This is a genomic window from Legionella londiniensis, from assembly GCF_001467825.1.
Classification (GTDB): domain Bacteria; phylum Pseudomonadota; class Gammaproteobacteria; order Legionellales; family Legionellaceae; genus Legionella_A; species Legionella_A londiniensis.
Genome location: NZ_LNYK01000016.1, coordinates 264,068 through 285,714 on the forward strand (window position 1 = coordinate 264,068; position 21,647 = coordinate 285,714).

Below are 21,647 nucleotides of genomic sequence, written 5' to 3' on the forward strand. Positions count from 1 at the left end.
CAATCACGGAGACCATGATGAGTATAGATGTATTGTTTGAGGCAATAAAAGAATATGATGCCAAGTTCATCGATTTGCGCTTTACTGATACTCGCGGTAAAGAGCAACATATTACCTTGCCGGTTTCAGCTGTAGATGAAGATCTGATTGAAAATGGCAAAATGATAGATGGTTCTTCAATTAAAGGATGGCAAAAAATCCATCAGTCTGATTTGGCATTGGTTCCAGATTTAAGCTCGATACTGCCTGATCCTTTTTATCAGGAAAATACACTCTTTATTCGTTGCAATGTTGTCGACCCCCAAACCATGCTTGGATATGACCGCGATCCGCGCTCCATAGCACAGCGGGCAGAATCATACCTCCAGTCTACCGGCATTGCCGATAATGTGTTTTTTGGGCCGGAACCTGAATTTTTCCTGTTCGATGATGTCCGCTTTGAAACCAATATCAGCGGTTCTTTTTACAAAATTGACTCTGAAGAAGCACACTGGAATTCAGGGAAAATTTTGGAAGGGGGTAATATTGGACATCGGCCAAGCATAAAAGGCGGGTATTTCCCTGTGCCGCCGGTTGATTCTTCGCAGGATATCCGCTCTGCAATATGCCAAACCTTGGAATCTTTAGGCATTGTCGTAGAGGCGCATCATCACGAAGTTGCGACAGCCAATCAATGTGAAGTTGCAACGCGTTTTAATAGCTTGACCAAAAAAGCAGACGAAATTCAGATTTTAAAGTATGTCGTTCATAATGTAGCGCACAATTATGGAAAAACAGCGACTTTTATGCCCAAACCGCTGGTCGGTGATAACGGCAGCGGTATGCATTGCCATCAATCTTTATCGAAAGATGGAGTCAATTTGTTTTCTGGCGATCAATATGCCGGCCTATCTGAAACAGCGTTATATTATCTCGGCGGAATTATTAAACATGCCCGGGCTTTGAATGCCTTTACCAACCCTGCTACGAATAGTTATAAGCGCTTAGTTCCAGGCTTTGAAGCTCCGGTTTTATTGGCTTACTCCGCGCGCAACCGTTCTGCTGCCATTCGTATACCCCATGTTGGCAGTGCGCGAGCCCGCCGCATTGAAGTTCGTTTTCCGGATCCATCCGCAAATCCCTACCTGGCTTTTGCGGCAATGATGATGGCAGGCCTCGATGGCATTCAGAAGAAAATTCACCCCGGGCAGCCAATTGACAAGGATTTATACGATTTACCGCCAGAAGAATTAATCGATGTACCTACTGTTTCAAGTTCCCTGGAAGAAGCAATCCACCACTTGAGAGAAGATCATGAGTTTCTATTGCAGGGTGACGTATTCAGCAAGGATTTTATCGACAGCTATATCGCCTTGCGGGAAACAGAAATTTCCCAGGTTAGAAGCTTGGTTCATCCTTTTGAATTTGAGCTGTATTATAGTATTTAGCTAAAGGTTTAAGATCCAATTGCCCCGGGTTATGGATGGCCTTCAACCTAATCCGGGCTAAATGGCGTATACTTATGTAATGCAGTTAATGATATCGCAGGGAATGTTCATGAGACGGTTATTCATCCTAATCAGCCTTATGATTTTTTTGCCGATTCTTCATGCAGAGATATATAAATGGACTGATAGTGAAGGGAATGTTCATTTTTCAGATAAGCCTCATCCAGGCGCTGAAAAAATAGACCTGCCACCGGTACAAACATTTTCTCCCCCGCCAACACCTCCACCGGCTGAAACCATGGTGAACCCTGAAGTCGCCGCAAAAACGCCAGACTATGAAATTGCCATTTCTCAACCAGAAAACGATGCTACCATACGTAACAACCAGGGGAGTGTGAGTGTGGCTTTGGAAATCCAGCCACGGTTGAATCCTGGCGACAAAGTGCAAATTGTATTTGATGGCACCCCAATTGGTGAGCCGCAAACAGCAACGGTATTCCAACTGAGCGATATTAACCGCGGAGCCCATACGCTTGCGGCTCAAATTGTTGGTTCAGATGGCAAAGTCATTTCTACCAGTGAAACAATTACTATTTATATGCATAGACCCAGGGTCGGCATGGTTCCTGGAACGCGCAGGACCCCTTGAAATTCCTGAGGTTAATCCTTATATACTCTCCTGATAATTTTTTTGATGAAACAGATATTTTTGCTGATGGTTGATTTATTGAACTTTTTAAGCATCAACCTTGCCCACTTCAACTCGATTGTTAACAGGAGATTATTAAATGGTGAGTAATCCGCAAACCATGGGATTTCAAACTGAAGTCAAACGAATGCTTGAGCTTGTCGTACATTCCTTATACAGCAATAAAGAAATTTTTTTGCGTGAATTGATTTCCAATGCATCTGACGCGTTGGATAAGCTTCGTTTTCTGGCTCTTTCAAAAAGCGAGCTGTACGAGGGAGATTCTGACCTCAAAATTTCGGTCGAATTTAACGAAAAGCTTAAAACCATCACCATTACCGATAACGGTATCGGCATGAGCCGTGATGAAGCTGTTGAAAATCTCGGGACCATTGCCAAGTCAGGCACGAAAGAGTTCATCAGCCATCTTTCCGGGGAAGACAGTAAAGATTCAAAATTAATCGGCCAGTTTGGAGTTGGCTTTTATTCCGCGTTCATTGTAGCAGACAAAGTAACGGTCAAAAGCCGCAGGGCCGGGTTAAGTGCAGAGGAAGGAATTGTATGGGAATCCACAGGCGAGGGCGAATTCACAATTGGCAAAGAAGCCCGTAAAAAACGCGGAACAGAAATTATCTTACATCTAAAAAAAGAAGCGGAAGAGTTTTTAAGCCATTGGCGGTTGCGCAATATCATCAATAAATATTCTGATCATATCTGCTGGCCAATTGTCATGAAAAAAGCATCCTCCGAAGAAAAAGAAGCCCAGGAGTTTGAAACCGTTAATAAGGCTACCGCATTATGGACATTACAAAAGTCTGAGATAAGCGATGAAGAATACAAAGAGCTTTATAAACACATCTCTCATGATTATCAGGATCCCATGATCTGGTCTCATAATCATGTAGAAGGAAAGCAGGATTATATCAGCCTGTTATACATTCCGAACCATGCTCCTTATGATTTATGGCAACATGAAGTCAAACATGGGTTAAAACTTTATGTAAAGCGGGTTTTTATTATGGATGATGCCTCGCAGTTTCTGCCGCGTTACTTAAGGTTTGTCAAGGGCATTGTAGATGCCAGCGATTTACCTTTAAATATTTCGCGAGAAATCTTGCAGGATAATAAACAAGTTGACAGCATTCGCGCCGCTTGCACAAAACGCGTATTATCCATGCTTGAGAAACTGAGCAAAGAAGACAGGGAAAAATATCAGCATTTTTGGGATGAATTTGGTTTGGTGATGAAAGAAGGGCCAATCGAAGATCACGCTAATCGCGAAAGTATCGCAAAATTGCTTCGTTTCGCAACGACTGCCAAAGATTCAGAAAAGCAGTCTGTATCGCTCATGGAATATATTGAGCGCATGAAAGAAGGTCAGGATAAAATTTATTACATCACTGCTTCCAGCTACAATGCGGCAAAATATAGCCCGCATCTTGAAATCTTTAAGAAAAAAGGCATTGAAGTATTGCTGTTAAGCGACCGTGTTGATGAATGGCTGGTGAACTATTTAAGCGAATTTGAAGGGAAAAAACTCCAATCCATCAGCAAGGGCAAAATTGATCTGGATGATAAAAAAGAAGTTGAGGCGCAGGAAAAAAATCTCGCCCCGCTGTTAAAACGGATTAAAGACGTGTTGGGTGAGCGTGTTAAGGATGTACAGGTTACGAACCGCCTGACAGACTCTCCAGCCTGCGTTGTGGCAGATGAACAGGATATGGGACTTGAAATGCAGCGCATCCTCCAGGCAGCAGGGCAGAAATTACCTGAAAGCAAACCCATATTCGAAATTAACCCAGAACATGCATTAATAAAACGATTGCATGTTTTTGAGGATAATGAGCATTTTGCACAATGGGTTGTCGTATTATTTGAACAAGCCGTATTGGCTGAAGGAGGACAACTTGACAATCCGGCTGATTTTGTCAATCGGGTTAATCAATTATTGATAGGATCGTGAATCTAAAAAAGCCCGCTTAAGCGGGCTTTTCAATCATTTGAGGTTACTCGTCTGTAAGACGAAAATACTTTGTGCCAAAATATTGCTGTAATTTTTTTCTAATGGTGCCTCGACTGATTCCCAGCATCTTGGCAGCCTGCAGTTGATTGCCTCTACGCTTTTCCATAACCGCTTGCAGTAAAGGAGGCTCAACTTCAGAGAGGATCATCTCATAAAGATTATCAATGGGTTTGGATTTGTTTTCTGATAGGAATCGATTTACCAGATTGTATACGATTTCTTGCAAGCCTTGCTCATGTTTAATGTTATCGGGGGTTTTTACTTCAGTAACATTCATCTTAACTTCCTTATTTTTGTTAATTCTTATCAGTCCAACTGCTTTCAATAACGCTGAAAGCAAAATTTATTGTACATGAAGGGTAAATAATAAGCCAGATGAATACGATACTTTTTCAATGAAGCAACACGCCCTAAGTTTTATCAAATCCCAATTCATTTTTAATCAAATCGCTGATGCTGCAATCAGCTTCCTCCAATGAAAGAGACTGTTTTACTTTTGCCAGGCGGGCGCTCATTTTTTCAGAATATTCAGAATCATTCAGCAAGCGCTCAATGACCTTCGTTAATTCCGTGGCATTACAATCATATTGCAGCAACTCAGGGACAATCATCGCATTTTGCAGCAAATTGCATAGCCCCAGATAGTTAACTTGAATCACTTTTACAGCGACCATATAAGTCAGTAATGACGCCTTATAGATAATGCACATGGGTTTATTGAGCAACGCGCATTCAAGAGAAGCGGTGCCTGAGGCAACAACGACACACCTGGAAGCAGCAACTGCAGCCAGTGCATTGCCGAAAAGAAGGGTAATCGGCGCCTTGCTTTTTGAGGTATAACGATGAATTATATCAGGATTGATTGTGCCCGCTACTGGAAGGACAAAATGAATATCCTGAAAGCGTTTCGATAATTGTTCAGCGCTTTGTATTAATATCGGCATATGCTGTTCTATTTCATGTGTTCTGCTGCCAGGCAACATGGCGATTAGGCGCTTATTGGCTGGCAGTTGCAATTCGCTATAAATTGTTTCAGATGCCGCATAGTTTTTAACCTGCTCCACCAATGGATGGCCAACATAAGATACGGGAACGCCAGCTTTCTGATAGAGATATTTTTCAAAAGGAAAGATAACAGCCATTCTGTCTACATAGCTTCGTATGGTGTGAATACGATTTGCTTTCCAAGCCCAGATTTGCGGGCTGATATAATAAAGAACACGAATATTCAAAACCCGTTTAGCATACCTGGCGAGGCGCAGGTTAAAACCTGGATAATCAACCAATACCAGCAAATCGGGCTTACAGGCTTTAAGATGTGCCTGCATATCTTTGAACGCCCGTTTAATGGTGCGAAAATGCTTGATGACTTCTGAAAGCCCAGTCACGCCAAATCGGGCAAGGTCGCTAACCAATTCCGTGCCAGCTTCTTGCATATGCCGTCCGCCAATGCCGGTGATCCTTATATTTGGACAGGTTCTTTTGAGTTCCTTAATAAAAGAAGCCGCATGCATATCGCCGGATTCTTCTCCGGCTACAATAACTATATGCCTAGCTGACTGCATTTCTAACCAGTAGATTGTTGTTAATGAGCGAGGTTATTTTTTCAGCGGTAGCCAATGCTTCACAACCTTCTCTGCCGGTGACTAGAGGTTCAAGATCTTCATGAATACAATGAATAAAGGCTTTTATTTCTTCAAGAAGCGCATCTCCTTTCTCAAAGGCGGATTGATGTCTTGCGATCTCTGGTATACCGGGAAACATCTCGCCTTCACCTTTTTGGAAAACCGCAAATTGTTTATTTTGAAAATCAATGGATATGTAGGAATTAGGTTGAAAAATTCTTGTTTTTCGTTCAGTCTTAAAACTGATTCGGCTTGCTGTTACATTCGCAACACATTGATTTTCAAAGGTAATTCTTGCGTTAGCAATATCAATTGATTTTGTTAGCACAGGGGCTCCCTGGGCATCAATATTTTTGATGGGGCTTTTAACGATGGTTTGAATAATATCGATATCATGGATCATTAAATCCAAAATAACGTTCACATCTGTGCCGCGGGGGTTAAAAGGAGCCAGACGATGCGATTCAATAAAAAGAGGGTTATCCAGATGAGCATCCAGTGCGAGGCGTGCGGCATTAAACCGCTCCAAATGACCAATCTGGAGTTTTGCGCCAGATTGTTTGGCAATTGCAATTAACTCTTCGGCCTGGGCTACTGTTTCTGTCATTGGTTTTTCAAGCAAAACATGGATACCGCGGGATAAGCAATCTTTAGCAATTTGGTAGTGGGCATTTGTCGTTGCAGCAATGCTGACAGCTTCTACCTGGTTGAGTATATCCCGATAATCCGTATATCCAGGTACACGCAATTCTTCAGCGACAGCATGACATATTTCGCTATTGACGTCACAAACAGCCACCAGTTCAACATTATTAAGAATTTGATATTTTTGTGCGTGAAAACGCCCGAGATATCCCACGCCAATGACGGCACATCTAATTTTATTCATGATTTAAAAAGGGTAATAAGTTGCGCATATTATTGCATTTTCCGCATACCTTATCAATTTTCAAACATAAATATCATCAAGCACAGTAGATGAAAGATCAACATATTTGTTTTAAGACCAATATGTTTCAAATTAAACCAGATGGTGGTATATTTTGCATTTATTAGACATTTAATATCGCGAGAAGAGATATGGTATCTGAAAATAAACAAATGTTTTTAAAGGCTCCGGAACACTCAAAGAGTATGAAAGCTTCTCAAATTGAGCCTATTGCTGATCACTATAAAAATAAATATCAAATCGTGATTTATAAAAACGGGAGCACGGCTGTCGGAAAGCAATTTATTGCAAAAAAAATAGCAATATACAGGCATAGGTATGAGGAAACAGCAAGAGATTATCAGGATGAAAAAAGTAAATATGCAAATTATGTAATGCGGGGTTTTGAGCCGGGAGAATTTACCCTGAATGAGGAAAACATTGGTAAAAAGAATTGCACGTTAATTAAGGAGCTATTAAAAGAATACCTAACGCCTGCTGTGGATGAGAATTCTGTTCAAGAACTCATAGAGCTTGATGAAGAACAATTCAACAAAGTAAATACCATCCTGATGAGTAATCCAGCTGCCAAAAATATACTGGATCAAGAAATCCATCAATTTCTTCGTGAGGAGCATAGGGAGCTTAAAGAAAATATAAGTCATTGCTGTCTTTCAATGAAAGAAGCCTGGACGGAGATTATCGCTATAAAGCAAGAACTTAAATCAAACGAGGCAGTAGGCTATGTTTATACAAATGGAGAAAGTAAAAGAAGCAGCCATTTTGAAGTATTGATTATTACCCGGCAGGCAATTATCAAACCCGTATCCTGGTATGGCAGTGAACTTGCTTTTACCAGGTCAGGCAAAAACCAATTTGCTGAACTTCCTTTAGATAAACCAGCCATTCTACAAGCTTCAAATGCTATTCCCGTACCTCAAGCAGATATATTTGCCTGTGGGACTTTGGGTTTTTTATATTTAAAGGAATTGCTGAAAGACGACAAGGCTCAACTTAAAGAGTATGCATTGATTTTTCCTTATTATGATGAAAATGACAATTTACAGTGGTTTTTTTATCCCTCGCCGCAGGTACTTAAGTATTCACAGTCATCAAAATATAATGAAGTTGTAAAGGCCATGCTGGTAGATTCTGATATACCTCAGTCCTTAAAGCTGCAGGAGGAGCAGTATAGAGTTGCGACATTGAAAGGTCTTTTGCGACAAAGTATTGCTAAAGCGAAAGAAAAGAAGATTGATGCGGTAGAAAAATACAACTTAAATATCTTATCCAGTCTGGATAATTACAGGGCGAAATGGTTGAAGGCCTATGAAAACGCCATGTTAAGCCGTGCCAGTATGGATTTGCCATTGCCTGAAAAAAATCAAACTATAAATTTCTTTCTGGCATATAGCAGCCACCGCTTACAAAAATATGCAAGTCCTCTATTGGCTGCCAATCATGCGCTCTTGAAGCAGGCAATAAAAGCTGAAAAGACTCAGGATTCTCTGCAGGAAAATATAGCGCAAAAAAACGACATACAGGCGGTCAGCGCTTCAGAGAATGAGGCAGCTGCTTTTTCGCCAAAGCTTTAACTATTATTGCTTTTTGTCATGAATTGGCGTCCCAGGCAGGATTCGAACCTGCGACCTGCCCCTTAGGAGGGGGCCGCGCTATCCAGCTGCGCCACTGGGACGTTGAGATGTCTTAGGTGCTCGCTCAACAGCCAAACTGGAATTGAGGAGCACAGGGAAGGCAAACAACCAATAAAATCAAATGAAAGGCGCTATTTTACAATTACCACGCCTAAATAACAATCAATTATAAGCGGTTACATTCCAAGATAGTTTGGTCCGCCGCCGCCTTCTGGCGCCTGCCAGACAATATTTTGCCTTGGATCCTTGATATCGCAGGTTTTACAGTGAATGCAGTTTTGAGCGTTGATTTGCAATTTTGGTGAACTATCCTCATCAACGATTTCATACACGCTGGCAGGGCAGTACCGGCTTTCAGGAGAAGCGTAGAGTTTATAGTTAACGTCGATAGCCAGGCTCTCATCCCTTAATTTTAAGTGGCAGGGCTGATTTTCTTCATGAAAGGTATTGGCCAGATAGACTGAGGAGAGGCGATCAAAAGTCAATACACCATCTGCCTTCGGGTAATTGATTTTTTCAGATTCAGAGGCTGGTTTTAAGGTTAAATGATCGGCATGGTTGGCAAGCGTCCATGGCGATCTTCCATGAGAAATATAAGTTTCAAATGCTGCATTAAGAAGACCAAAAAATAACCCGTAGCGAAATCCAGGACGCACATTACGCACTTTATACAATTCATCAGCTACCCAGGAATTTTTAAGCTTGAAGCTGTAGGCGGTCAACTCAACAGGGCTTTCTTCTGCGACCTTTGTTAATAATTCAAAGCAGGCTTCGGCTGCAAACATTCCCGACTGCATGGCGGTATGGATGCCTTTAATTTTAGGTACATTAAGAAAACCTGCGGAATCTCCAATTAATGCGCCTCCTGGAAAAGTAAGCTTGGGTAGGGATTGCCAGCCTCCTTCATTTAAAGCCCGCGCGCCATAAGCAATGCGCTCGCCGCCTTTTAGTATCTGACGCACAAAAGGATGGGTTTTAAAGCGCTGCATTTCAGAAAACGGATTCAACCAGGTATTTTTATAATCAAGTCCCACCACAAAACCAACGGCAACACGATCGTCAGATAGATGATATATGAACGATCCCCCATACGTTGAATGGTCAAGAGGCCAACCGATTGTATGGATGACCAAACCGCGTTGATGTTGTTCAGATGGAATTTTCCAGAGCTCTTTAATTCCTAAACCATAAGTTTGGGGGTTTACGCCTTTTCTGAGATCAAAGCGATTCATTAAATTTTGACTTAATTGTCCCCGGCAACCTTCGGCAAAAAGTGTCTGCTTGGCGTGCAAGTGTATTCCTGGTTGGTAGTTTGCTGTTTTATTGCCTTCTTTATCAAGTCCCATGTCGCCTGTAGCAACGCCAATAACTTCGCCTGCGCCATTATAAAGAACATCAACCGCAGCAAACCCGGGATATAGCTCGCAACCCAATTCTTCAGCAATTCCTGCTAAAAACTGACACAATTCACCAAGACTGATAATGTAATTGCCTTGATTGTGCATGGGTTTGGGAGTAGGGAGCCGATATGCCCGTTTCTCGCTTAGATAATAAAAAAGATCGGAAGTTACAGCAGTGTTTAAGGGCGCTTCCTGCCACGAGTCTGGCAGCAAGGCTTTTAAGCTTCCTGGCTCAAGAACAGCGCCTGAGAGAATATGAGAACCAACCTGCGCGCCTTTTTCTAGAATGCAGACGTTTATCTCCCGATTCTCTTTGGCTGCCAGTTGCTTGAGTCTGATGCCTGCTGATAATCCTGAGGGCCCCGCGCCTACAATGATTACATCATATTCCATTATTTCCTGTTCCACGCAAAACTCCAGCAAAAAATAAAAAATAATCGCCGTTATATGAGGCAAGATCAAGAGTAGCCACGATAATTTACTGAAATAGGGCAATTCCTTATATGTTCACGAAGCATAATCCGTTCATTTATTGTTTTCAATGGCGAAATGAAATCTAGCAGCGGTTTTTAGTTCCAGGAAGCAATGATTATGTTGTGAAAAGATAGCGATATTTCATCTATAATAAGCACAGAACAAGGCAATTTATGCTGATTAGGTTCCAGTCAAGCATTTTAAAATAGCCCGAAAATATTCAAGGAATGATATGAAGGCGTTGCCTTTTAAGAAATCTAAAGCAGTTTCAATTGGTGTGGAGCTGGAATATCAGATAATTGATAGAGATACTTTCGCCTTGGCTTCCCGCGCAATAGATATATTTCGCTGCTTAAAAAGTAACCCCTTTAATTGCCGCATTAAACCCGAAATCAATCAGAGCATGATAGAAATTAACACGTCTATTCACCTCTCTGCTGAGGCGATGCTTGAAGAATTGCGGCAATTGCAAAGCTATCTCATTGATAAAACCAGTCATCTTAACATTGGTTTTTGTGGTGGAGGAATTCATCCTGAACAAAAATGGATATCTCAAAAAGTATTTCCTCGCGAAAGATATATAAAAATTGCGAAAATTTATGGCTACCTGGCAAAACAGGCTTCGGTATTTGGCCAGCATGTGCATGTCGGATGCGCCAATGCTGAAGATGCCTTATATTTAACCCATGCGTTCGCGCGATACATTCCCCAGTTTATTGCCATAAGCGCTTCATCGCCTTTTTATGAGGGGACTGATACGGGATATTTTTCGACAAGGTCTGCTGTGTTTAATGGATTCCCAATGAGCCGGGTTATGCCTTTTCTCCAAAACTGGCAAGAATTTACCGCCTATTTTTATAAGATGCGGGACTGGGGAATTATTGAAAGCATGAAGGATGTGTATTGGGATGTGCGTCCAAAACCAGAATTCGGCACGGTAGAAATTCGAATTTTTGATACTCCCCTGAAACTTGAGAAAGCGGTTATGATTGCTGCCTATGTTCAAAGCCTGGCTCTGTATTTACTTGCCGAACGGCCATTTAAGCTCACAGAAGAATTGTATTTTGCCTATCAGCATAACCGATTTCAGGCAAGCCGCTATGGCTTGGAAGCCAAATTGGTTGATACGGACAACAATAAAGAATTGCCGCTCATGGACGATATCATGAGTACGGAAAAAAAAATCAAGACTTACAGCGCCCAGCTGGGCTGCGAAAAATATGTTCAAAAGCTCATGGATGAAGTCAATGATAACGGAAATGATGCGATGATTCTTAGAAATTTGTATAAAGAATATGGATCTTTTCCCAAGATAATCTCTATCCAGTACCAGTCCTGGCTGAACCAATAGGATGTGTTAAAAACCTATGAATATCAATACCAACATCACTGAAAGCCTGATTGAAGAAGTTCAGGCAACAAAGCTCGGACGCCTTTTAACAAGGGATGAGTTAAATAGAATACTCGCTCATTCCGAAGTGCAATATTATCCTGTTGACTGCGTTATTTATAAACAAGGAAAAGTATCCCATGGCCTGTATATCTTGCTTTCTGGTAAAGCCAATATTTTTGCGAGAACCATGGGAGATAAAATTGCTAAAATTGACATACGCAAAGCCGGTGAGTTTTTAGGAGAGATTTGCTTCATTGATAAAGAGCCTTCACGAACTTATGCGATAGCCAAGAGTCCTTGCAAATGTTTATTCATAAGTTCGGGCTATACTGAGTTGCTTCGATTCTATTATCCTGAAACAAAATACAAAATTCTTAAAGCCATCAGTATCCAGCTTTGCCAGCGGATAAAAAGCATGCATGATAAGGTTAATGAATTTATCTTGGAATCGGATATGGTATCTTTATCCCTTTTTGGCCGGGTTATCCATTCGCTCACCCATGCAAAAGAAATGACTTTCTCTCAAAGTGGAATAAATGAGGAACAATTATTACAAAAAGTTCTGTTTCAACATTTCAGTGATGACGAAGTTGGTGAATTACTGCACCACGCCTCCATTTTGCAGGCGCCTAAAAATTATATTTTAATCCATGAGCAAGAGAAAAGTGCTTGCTGCTATATCGTCCTGAATGGCGCCGTGCAATCCAGTATCATGCAGGATAACAAACTTGCGAAACTTTCTGTCATCGGGCCAAACTTATTGTTTGCGAGCATCGGCTGCATAGACAAAGATTCAAAATTTACCATCACGTTCATCACCTGCGAGAAGGCAACGCTCTTAAAAATACCCGAAAAACAACTGGAATACTTCAAACAACAAAAACCGGAGCTCTGGTATAAATTGTTTGAACTAATCTGCGAATCAATCGTAGCGCTCGGTAAATCTATCGATAAACTTGATGTGCGGTTACACATCGAGCTATACAACAGGTGAGGGCAGCATGTGCAGAGTGTTATCTTATTTAGGCAAGCCAACCGTCATTGAAGACTTGCTGTACAAACCCGATAACTCATTCATTCAGCAAAGTTATCATCCAAAATACATGTCTTATCTCTTAAATCTTGCGGGTTTCGGAATGGCGGCATGGGATAGTCAATCCCATAACAAGCATCTGCCTTATCTTTATAAAACACCGCAGTTGCCGTTTTATGACCCAAATCTTAGAAATTTGGCACAAAAAATTTCACCGCATTGTTTTCTCGCGCATTTAAGGGGAGTTCCATACCAGGAAGAGCAGGTGGTAGCCAATCAAAATGTGCACCCTTTTATTTTTCCAGAAACCAATATTGCGCTTGCGCATAACGGCTCGTTGCACGATTTTGAGAATATCCGTTACGGCCTTTTGGATTACATCAAGGATGAATATAAAAAGCATATACTGGGAACCACAGACAGCGAATGGATCTATGCTGTTTTTTTATCGCAGCTGTCAAAAGATTTGCAATCAGTTGATTCCGAAAAAATCATTGCCGCCATCATCAACACGCTTGAAATTATCGAAAAAGTACGAAAACTTTATGATGTTAATATTAATTCACCGGTCAATCTCTTCATCAGCAACGGAGATTTCATCGCCGCAACCCGTTTTGTATTTGATTATGGCTGGTATCCTCCGGAAGAAGAAACAGGCGCGCACTTTGCCTATCACTCACTTTGGTATACTTATGGTGAAAGTTATGGGTTTTATGAGGGAGAATATAAAATGAAAGGCGGGGTAAAAAACGCAAGCATCATCATTGCATCCGAACCTTTGACTGAAGACAACACCACATGGCTTGAGGTGCCCGAATATACCTTAATTTACGCCCATCAGGAAGAAGGTGAAATTAACATTATTTCGCGAGACATCAATATTTAGCACGCGATTAATTATTTTCAGCGCCTGCCAAAGCCAATGAGTAACGGTTCATTAGAAACAACACAAGTCCAGTCAGGCTAAAGACAATCGCTGGTAGACCTAAAGGAAGAGTACTTGCCACATTGTTACGGATCACAAGCATCCCAACGACTGAAGAAAAGATAAAGCGCAGCGTCCCGCCAAGCGCTGCGGCTGTTCCTGCCTGTTCGCCAAAGGGAGTCATTAAGCCGCCGCTTCCCGCGCCCATGCAAAATGTCCCGCCAATACCAATCAGCAGCATGGGATAGATAAAACCATGCAGCGTTAATCCTGTATGGGTATACCAGGCGCACATCCAGATGCCGCCAATCAAGGTAATGACAAATCCCAACAGGCAGGTTTTATAAACCTTAAAACGCTCCACAATTTGGCTGCAAATTACACTGCCAAGAAAAAAAGAAACCCCCATGTAAAAAAAATAAAAACCGTATTCGCTTTCAGGTATATGAAGTTCACGAATAATGAGATAGGGAGACAGGGCACAAAAGAGATATAAATACGATAAGCCAAAGCAGGTGGCCAGATTATAAACAGCAAATACAGGATTGCTAAAAATAGCACGGTATTGTCTTATGACCGCATGCCATGAAAAAGGTATTTTACTTGCTGCGGGGAGGGTTTCAGGCAGAAACAATTTTAACGATATAAAAGCATACAGGGCAATCCCCAATAGGCTTAAAAAAGTGGCCTGCCAGCCGAAATAAATATCGAGATAACCGCCAATGAAGGGTGCAAACATGGGTGAAAAAGAGATAATCCCATTGAGGTAGCTATAAACCTTTGCGCTTTTATCGCCGCTGAAGCAGTCGCGCACAATGGAAAAACCAAGTACCAACATCCCGCAGCTGCCAATAGCCTGAATCATGCGGGCAAAAATAAGAAACAGCGCATTGCTGGCCGAAGCGCATAAAATACACCCCGCAGCGAATATCAAAGTCACCAAAAGCGCGATTTTTTTTCTACCAAAACTGTCTGATAAAGGACCAACGACAAGCTGCATGATCCCGGCTGTCAGCATAAAAATGCTTAACGTCAAAAGCATGGTGCTATCTGAAACAGCAAACAAATGAGTTAAACCAGGAATAGCAGGTACATAAATATCCATAGCTAAAGGCAGCGCCAGAACGAGCGGGGCAAGGGCTAGTGTTAATTTGAATGGGGTGATATTGGTCAGCATATTTAAGTACTGCATCGTTCTTGGGGTTTACATGCCCCGATTAATTTGTAGCCCGGATTAGACGCAGTCGTAATCCGGGATCTAATAGTTTTTTTATGAATACTCCCGGATTACGACTGCGTCTAATCCGGGCTACGATAAAAGCATATCATCCGCCATTTTGCATTTCGAGCGCAGCCAGCTTTTCTTCAATAGCATCTTCACGCCGCAAACGCTCTGAACGGTCCATAAAGAAGGCAAACCGGCCTGTTGACACTTTGGATGCGATAAGCTGTATACCTAAGGCAATGCCCAGGGTAAACACGGCAAGAGCAATGTTTGCAATCAAGGGCTTCCATGAATCATGTTTGCACATGATATCATCCTTGCTGTGCAGATGTAACCTGAATTCTTTTTGAAAAGCAGTCATTTGCTCTTTGCTCGGCAAATCGTCCGAATGGGCAGTTACAAAACCATCAACCCGCGTTTTAAGTGATTCTGCGTGTTCATGCACAATTTTTTGGTCGTCTTCTTTCAGAGTAGACCCATACCTATCGAGCTCTTGTATTTTGCCATAAAGTGCCTCTATGGCTTCGGCATATGCCAAATGGTCGCCTTGCTTTCCCTTAAAAAGGCGTAAAATTTCTTGAGCAGGCATTGGCGATTCAGCCGCTACTTGCTCATCCTCGTAATTGGCGGCCACTTTTTTGGCTAAATCTGTAAGTCCCAAGGCAATCCGGTTTAACAGGGATTGCAAGTTGAACCCGATGAATTTGGACTTATTCTCCTCAATATAATCCAATATTTCTTTACTGCTATTGCTTTCAGAATAATGCTGAAGTTTTTGTTTTAACTCTGAAATAAAGCTTTCCCGCTCGCTTTTGTCGCCAGCAAAAAACGTATCTTTCACACGGTATTTATCATTTCTATTTTGGATGTAATCATCGAGTTCTTGAGATAATTTAGTGACCAGTGCTTCTCGTTCTTTAACACGCTCACCTAATTGCTTATTGATTAACGCTTTTTTCTCAAGAGACTCAGTGAGCTTCACTTTATTTTCTAAAATTTCATCTATTTTTTGAGCTTGTTCTTTCAATGGTTCATCTTTGGTAATTTCCTGTTTCAACCTTTGCAGCAATTCTTCACCAGGTAATTGGCTGAGGAACCGTTGTCTTTCCTCAAGTATTTGTTGATTCTTTTCAAAAATGGCTTTTGTTTCATCAAAAGCAATTTCATCAACAGCTTGCAAACTGCCGGCAACTTGGGAGGAATACTGCCCGAGCTCTTCCTTAATTTTGTTGTTTATCCTGGATTGCAAACCAGTCAGCAGTTTCTCGGCAGTTTGCAGCATTTGTTCATAATGATCTTTATTTTTAAGCTTGGCTATTTTTTCTGCTAACTTGGTAAGATCCTCATAATCGGATTGCAACCCTCTAATTTCATTAAGGAAGTTGACAAGGGACGAGATAAGCTCGCTTGGGCTACCGGAAAGTTCATTGGTTTTTTGATTTAAAGTTTCAAGTTTCTCTAATACGGGCTTTACTGCTTCGAGCACTTCAACCTCAGCGTTTATAGCAGACGCATTTTCATCATATTCTTTTCTCAATTTTTTTAATTCTTGTTTCTTCTTTAAATTGGATTCATATATTTCGACTGGTTTTTGCAAGTCTTGCAGCTTGCTTTTCATTTTATCAAGCATTTTGGAAATTTTTAAAAACGTCCGATTGGTTTTTTCCCAAATTTGATACCCTAGTAATTGGGTCTCATAAACATTGAGCTTTAACTTATAATCCTTATCGCCACGTTTAGGCGGTAGCGGTTTTTCTATCTCCTTAGTAGTTTCGTAATTAATGAACAAGTTATTAACAAAATATAAGGCGTCACTAGCGCCTTTAACAGAAAGCAGCGCACCTTCAGCGAACAGTTGTTCAGGTTCTTTTTTTCTGTAAGCGAATTCTTTTATCTCGGATTCAATTTGTTTGAACAGGCCATGAACTTCGCTTGCGATGAGAGGACAAAAGTTCCAATCCTGAGCTTGATCAATTTCCGTCAAGGTTGTATCGATCTGCTTATTCTTTTCTATTATGGTTGATAATTCCTGTTTTTTATCGTCTATAAACCGTCCTATCATTTCCGCATTGCAGGATTCCAAAAGTTCTCTCTGTTTGGCTTTTTCAAGGGAGGATTGCAATTCTGCTGTCCTCAGCTCCAGAGTTTGAGTTGCTGACTCTATCTCTTTCTCACAATCACTTACGGCAGCTTGATAAGCTTTTTGGATGGTTTCTAAAGCAGTATTATCCGCGTTTTGCAGGATTTCAGAGCAAATGGATTCTTTAACTTTAAACTCATTCAGCGACTTTTTATGCTCAATTAATTGTCGCTGTTGCTCAAGCAGTTGCTGAATTTGCTCTTCAATTTCTTTAGAAGATGACTTGATTGCAAAGTTTTCTGTGAGTTTCAGAATGTTTTGCTGAAGCTCTTGGATAGGCCCGATGTTTTTCCGGATTTCTTCTTCCAGAAAGCTTTTGATAGTATCTTGACGCAATCTCGTTACTTCTTCCCGTTTTTCCAGAAGTTTCTTTTTTGATTGTTGAAGTTCTTCCATTTTTTTTGTGTTTGCAGCCTCTAATGTCTTGCGGACTTCGACTGCTTTAAAATTGCTCGAATCTTGAATCACAATGGCAGCAGGGAGAGGATAGTTTAGATCCAATTCGCCATCTAGATTAATTTGATGCTCCGCGCAGAACTGAGAGATCTTATTTTCTTTATAATCACGCAACCTTTGTTGAAGCTTAAGAATTCTTTTATCGATAGCTTCCACCTGGCTCTCAAGCGATTGATCCAGTTTATTAATATCACCCAATTTTTCTTCAAAAGAATTATCTTGAACTGTTTGGATCAAAATTAAATGGCAAGCCTCAATGAACAGTTTTTCTTCTTCGCTTATTATTGTTTCTTTTTTAATCAGATCATTGATCAGTCTGTTTTTACTCAATTCATGTTTGACATGCTGGCTTTCAGGATAATCCTGATAATATTTACCCATGACTTCAGCCAAGAATTCGCTGATTTTAGGCAGAAAACTTTGAAAATATGCATTTGCATCGATCGTCTTATCTTCTTTTTTCTCCTCTTTATATACCAGCCGGTATTTAAAACCGCCTGTATGCTCAATCTTTTTAATGGGAATGCCTGCAGTAAGTTTCGCTACAAATGAGCTGCTTAAGTCAGTTGTGATTGCGTCTGGATTTAAAAATGGCAGTAAATCCTGCAGGGTAGGGGGCAAATCGCTTAGTTTTTCAAAAATTTCTTTAATGAACCCATAGGTCTCTTGATGAGTGATTTTTAAAGGGGGATGGTTGCCAAAAAACAATCCAGGCAAATCCTTTTGAATTTTCTCAATTAAAACTTGTTCTTTAATATTTTCATTGTCGCTATCATATAAATCATCGAGATCGAGCGATAATTTATCAAAGCAATCCAGCAAATCTTTTAACAGATTTTGATCGCCGCTCATACGTGCCAGGGAGCCAATCGAGGAATCATTGGCAATCTGATTACAAAGCAACACTTTTAATTGTTTAATATACGCTTCTTTGGCTTCCAAACCGCTCAAAGACTCTGATTGCAAGCACTGCTTTGTAATTTCTGGAAATTGCTGGTTTAAATACAAGCTGACCATTTGTCTGAAAAAGCCAATTTCATTCAGCGCAGCAATCAACTCTTTCTTTTTGCCAAGCAGCGTTGCTTTCTGGATTAAACCTGGTTGGCAACCATTGTCAAAATAATAAAGTATATCTTGACTTAAAATTGTAATGATTTTATTGATGGTATTGATTTGTTTTTGAGCATTGATTTCATCAGATGAATTTCCGAACTTTGCTTTTTCTAAACGCTTCTTAATAGCGAAAAAAAACTGACCAATTGCGGTGGATTCAAAGCTTGGATACCCCATAACACAATCATCCTGTATGGCTAAAGTATAAGATAGGGTAAGTTTACCGCATTAAGCTTAAATAAAACTTAAGCATCAAAAAAAAAGTGACGCAAATCATTGTCGAGTGAACCTCATGCAACAGCTTTTAAGTCTGATTATTGTGATAATCAGACTTAGTGGGGTGCGGTAAATGAGTGTGTTCTGTTGTTGTTTTATTTTCTTTATTTATATTCTTTATATTATGGTCTACTGTTGTAGACGTTAAAAGTCTATGGTTGTGGACGTTTGAGTCTACGGTTGTAGACGTTTGTTCTTCTTCAAGACAATCAGTTTCTATTATTTTTTCGGGCTTCATCAAATATCTTTTACCATTCAATTTGACTCTTTTTAACTCAATGTGTTTTTCAAAAAAAGATAAAGCCTTATATATTACTGCTCGCTTGTATCCTGTCCGCTGACATAAAGATTCTTCGCCAAGATAACAATTTTTATTTTTATTCCAGAATTGGAAAATGGTTTCATAAACATCGAGATAAGCAAGGGTTATTCCTGGAAGGTGGCGAATATAACGTGGAATTAGGTAAAAAGTGTCTTGATAGTGTTTGCTATCAGTATTGCTAGTGTTATAATTTCCCATGCAATTATCTCCTTTTAGTTGTGTTTAAGGGGTGTTGTAAGGATGCTCATGTAAATGATTGCCAATATGGCATCCGAGGTTAAAAAAGAATGAATAGAGTGCTTGGCGGCTACAGTATTCATTCGCTTGTTTTAAGTTCCCGCGCTGGGAACATGAAGTGCCCAGCCGAAACCTTCCTGATTATGCCTTAAAATAAATCTCAAGTCTTTATTAATAATACCTGCAATAACACCTACCCATATCTATATTCGGATTGGGAAATTTACATATACCCTTTTCAAAACCATTGCTTTTGCAGGCATCAGTGCAATGTCTGGTATCTTTACTAATGCACTTAGTTCCGATGGGTATGGTATAAGTGTCTTGATCACCATGGGCATAACTGTTCATAGCGCATGCCATCAGGAATAAAGCGGATAATGTTTTTTTTAAATTCATATTAAGGCCTCCATTAATCTCACATGCATCCATAGGGATTATGGGTCTGCTCAACACATAACTTATATACCTTGTGCCCTGCCTCATAAACATTATTATTAATTGACTCAAGCGTGTTTAGCACTTTATAACCAAAGAACAATAGGCCTGCTCCAAATAAAATTTCTTTCCATGAGGAAATTAATTTGTTAACAAATTGGTTCTCTCTGATTTTCTGGGTAGTTTTTTCAATTGTAGACATAGAACACCTATAGTTTATTGTTACTGTGTTCCCTGTTGTTTTTATTATTTCCCTGAATTCTTTATTGTTCGCCCTGTATACGCCTGAGCATATCTTCTTTGCTCAGATCAATTGGCAAGTTCTCCCCTGTCAGCATGTTAATTTTTAATTGCTGGGCAACAGGGATAAAGTTTTGTTTTTTCCAGCGGACAAGATTTGAGTGAGCAATATTTAATTGTTTGCACAAGTACACGTGGCATAGTTGCCTGAGTTAGCTTCCGTGCCGTAGGGCGGCGACAAATTGCACTGCTCTTTGCGCATGTTAATCGTAAACCTTTTTCCTATGGCCAACGGTCACGACAATGATGGTTAGTTCGTCATCTTTTATCTGGCAAATAACGCGATAATCTCCAATGCGATAGCGCCAAAACCCTGACTTGTCAAAAGACAGTCCTTTGCCTGTCTGCCTTGGATTACCAAGAATCTTTATATTTGCCTCCATGTAATGAACGATTCTTTTAGCCATGGATTTATCTAATTTCTTTAGTTGCTTTAAAGCAACATCAGTGTAATTAATCGTCCAGGCCAAGCTCTTTCCTTACTTCTTCAAAAGAATAAAGACGTTCAGTATTTTTTAATGCGTCTGTTGCCTCTTGGTAATCTCTAATATCTTCAAGGTAGTGAGAAATCGCCTCCCTAACCATAAAGCTTTTAGAGCGTCGCATTTTTTTTGCCACCATAGAAAGCTCTTTTTCAAGCTCTTCAGGCAGCCTGATTGCAATAGCCATTTTATTCCTGCTTATCTTGTTTTCTTATACACTATTATACATAACTATACATTAAAATCAAGATAAATGACTTGCTCTCTTCAATCCTCTTTTTCATGGGTCCTTTATCCATCAGTTTTTTAATTGCCAATAGGCTGTCGCATAGGAAACCATAAAGGCATCAGCAATTTGTAGATTTAAATTGACTTTAAAGCCTTCGTTGAATAAGGTTTATGAAATTCTGGATGTTACTCGCTTTTGGACTATTAAAACAATAATTTAACAAAGGTACTCAAATGAAAACCATTACCAAAGAACTTCAAAAAAAAATTACCCCTGCGGATGCTCTTAAATTGCTCAAGCAGGGAAATCAGCGCTTTATCCAAAATCTGCGCTTAAATCGAAATCTCTTACAGCAAGTCAATGAAACAGCTGAAGGACAGTATCCTTTTGCCACTATTTTAAGCTGTATTGATTCGAGAACTCCTGCAGAGCTGATTTTTGATCAAGGCCTGGGTGATATCTTCAGCATACGCATTGCAGGCAATATAATCAACGATGATATAATTGGCAGCATGGAATTTGCCTGTGAAATTGCCGGTTCAAAACTGATAATGGTTTTAGGACACACCAACTGCGGTGCAGTGAAAGGCGCATGTAACCATGCCCAACTTGGGCATTTAACCGCCCTTTTGGAAAAAATAAAGCCTGCAATTGAACAAGAAAACACAATAATAAAAGATCGCGATGGCAATAACTCTGAGTTTGTCAATGAAGTTGCCAAGCGAAACGTACAAATAGCCATGAGCAGTATTCCTGCAAAAAGCAGCATCATCAAAAAACTTGTTGAATCCTCCGCTGTCGCTATTGTTGGAGGTTTATATGATGTTTCTACTGGGGAAGTCACTTTTTTCCAGTAAT

General features: G+C 40.4%; 18 protein-coding genes and 1 tRNA gene. 8 read left to right on the forward strand and 11 right to left on the reverse strand.

The genetic code is table 11. The annotated features are described in order from the left end of the window. Nucleotides 1-17: 17 nt before the first annotated feature. From glnA to htpG, 3 genes are all read left to right on the forward strand, one after another. Entirely contained in the window at nt 18-1,427 is a 1,410-nt protein-coding gene (gene glnA, locus Llon_RS07045) for a glutamate--ammonia ligase (protein WP_058529354.1), read from the forward strand. 109 nt (nt 1,428-1,536) lie between these two features. Then, entirely contained in the window at nt 1,537-2,076 is a 540-nt protein-coding gene (locus Llon_RS07050) for a DUF4124 domain-containing protein (protein WP_058529355.1), read from the forward strand. Between the two features lie 139 nt (nt 2,077-2,215). After that, complete coding sequence (htpG, locus tag Llon_RS07055) at nt 2,216-4,078, forward strand: molecular chaperone HtpG (protein WP_058529356.1); 1,863 nt, start codon at nt 2,216-2,218, stop codon at nt 4,076-4,078. 43 nt (nt 4,079-4,121) lie between these two features. Here htpG and Llon_RS07060 read toward each other — a convergent pair whose 3' ends face one another. The 3 genes from Llon_RS07060 to Llon_RS07070 form a co-directional block, all read right to left on the reverse strand. Continuing rightward, nucleotides 4,122-4,415 (reverse strand): helix-turn-helix domain-containing protein, encoded by a 294-nt coding sequence (locus tag Llon_RS07060; RefSeq protein WP_058529357.1) that lies wholly within the window; start codon nt 4,413-4,415, stop codon nt 4,122-4,124. A gap of 133 nt (nt 4,416-4,548) precedes the next feature. Further along, on the reverse strand, nt 4,549-5,703 hold the full coding sequence (lpxB, locus tag Llon_RS07065) for a lipid-A-disaccharide synthase (RefSeq protein WP_058529358.1): 1,155 nt from the start codon (nt 5,701-5,703) through the stop codon (nt 4,549-4,551). Then, the gene (locus Llon_RS07070) at nt 5,690-6,652 is read right to left on the reverse strand and encodes a Gfo/Idh/MocA family protein (RefSeq protein ID WP_058529359.1); all 963 of its coding nucleotides are present in this window, start codon (nt 6,650-6,652) and stop codon (nt 5,690-5,692) included. The genes lpxB and Llon_RS07070 overlap by 14 nt, the downstream gene beginning before the upstream one ends. Before the next feature lie 245 nt (nt 6,653-6,897). On the opposite strand from Llon_RS07070, the gene Llon_RS07075 reads away from it, so the two are divergent. Then, entirely contained in the window at nt 6,898-8,286 is a 1,389-nt protein-coding gene (locus Llon_RS07075) for a hypothetical protein (RefSeq protein ID WP_058529360.1), read from the forward strand. 24 nt (nt 8,287-8,310) lie between these two features. On the opposite strand, the gene Llon_RS07080 is transcribed toward Llon_RS07075, so the two are convergent. Both Llon_RS07080 and Llon_RS07085 read right to left on the reverse strand, forming a co-directional pair. Further along, nucleotides 8,311-8,387: transfer RNA gene (locus Llon_RS07080), tRNA-Arg, on the reverse strand. A gap of 135 nt (nt 8,388-8,522) precedes the next feature. Beyond that, nucleotides 8,523-10,154, reverse strand: a complete 1,632-nt coding sequence (locus Llon_RS07085; protein WP_058529487.1) for an electron transfer flavoprotein-ubiquinone oxidoreductase — start codon at nt 10,152-10,154, stop codon at nt 8,523-8,525. Nucleotides 10,155-10,452: 298 nt separating this feature from the next. Between Llon_RS07085 and Llon_RS07090 the strand changes: the two genes are divergently transcribed. From Llon_RS07090 to Llon_RS07100, 3 genes are read left to right on the forward strand one after another with little or no spacing between them, the layout of a single operon-like run. After that, nucleotides 10,453-11,571: a YbdK family carboxylate-amine ligase gene (locus tag Llon_RS07090; RefSeq protein WP_058529361.1), complete on the forward strand. Its 1,119-nt coding sequence runs from the start codon at nt 10,453-10,455 to the stop codon at nt 11,569-11,571. Between the two features lie 16 nt (nt 11,572-11,587). Then, complete coding sequence (locus Llon_RS07095; RefSeq protein WP_058529362.1) at nt 11,588-12,607, forward strand: Crp/Fnr family transcriptional regulator; 1,020 nt, start codon at nt 11,588-11,590, stop codon at nt 12,605-12,607. A 7-nt stretch (nt 12,608-12,614) separates the two neighbouring features. Beyond that, nucleotides 12,615-13,532, forward strand: a complete 918-nt coding sequence (locus Llon_RS07100; protein ID WP_058529363.1) for a class II glutamine amidotransferase — start codon at nt 12,615-12,617, stop codon at nt 13,530-13,532. Nucleotides 13,533-13,539: 7 nt separating this feature from the next. On the opposite strand, the gene Llon_RS07105 is transcribed toward Llon_RS07100, so the two are convergent. The 6 genes from Llon_RS07105 to relB all read right to left on the reverse strand — a co-directional run bounded on the left by Llon_RS07105 (nt 13,540) and on the right by relB (nt 20,747). Beyond that, nucleotides 13,540-14,748 (reverse strand): multidrug effflux MFS transporter, encoded by a 1,209-nt coding sequence (locus tag Llon_RS07105; RefSeq protein ID WP_058529364.1) that lies wholly within the window; start codon nt 14,746-14,748, stop codon nt 13,540-13,542. A 148-nt stretch (nt 14,749-14,896) separates the two neighbouring features. Beyond that, nucleotides 14,897-18,682, reverse strand: coding sequence for a hypothetical protein (locus Llon_RS07110; protein ID WP_058529365.1), 3,786 nt, complete (start codon nt 18,680-18,682; stop codon nt 14,897-14,899). Nucleotides 18,683-18,809: 127 nt separating this feature from the next. Continuing rightward, complete coding sequence (locus Llon_RS07115) at nt 18,810-19,301, reverse strand: hypothetical protein (RefSeq protein WP_058529366.1); 492 nt, start codon at nt 19,299-19,301, stop codon at nt 18,810-18,812. Nucleotides 19,302-19,758: 457 nt separating this feature from the next. Next, entirely contained in the window at nt 19,759-19,980 is a 222-nt protein-coding gene (locus Llon_RS07120; protein ID WP_058529367.1) for a hypothetical protein, read from the reverse strand. Nucleotides 19,981-20,281: 301 nt separating this feature from the next. Next, the gene (locus Llon_RS07125; protein ID WP_058529368.1) at nt 20,282-20,548 is read right to left on the reverse strand and encodes a type II toxin-antitoxin system RelE family toxin; all 267 of its coding nucleotides are present in this window, start codon (nt 20,546-20,548) and stop codon (nt 20,282-20,284) included. Further along, nucleotides 20,532-20,747, reverse strand: a complete 216-nt coding sequence (relB, locus tag Llon_RS07130; RefSeq protein WP_058529369.1) for a type II toxin-antitoxin system RelB family antitoxin — start codon at nt 20,745-20,747, stop codon at nt 20,532-20,534. Before relB ends, Llon_RS07125 begins: the two co-directional genes overlap by 17 nt. Nucleotides 20,748-21,022: 275 nt before the next feature. Between relB and Llon_RS07135 the strand changes: the two genes are divergently transcribed. Next, nucleotides 21,023-21,646 (forward strand): carbonic anhydrase family protein, encoded by a 624-nt coding sequence (locus tag Llon_RS07135; RefSeq protein ID WP_058529370.1) that lies wholly within the window; start codon nt 21,023-21,025, stop codon nt 21,644-21,646. Nucleotide 21,647: the final 1 nt, after the last annotated feature.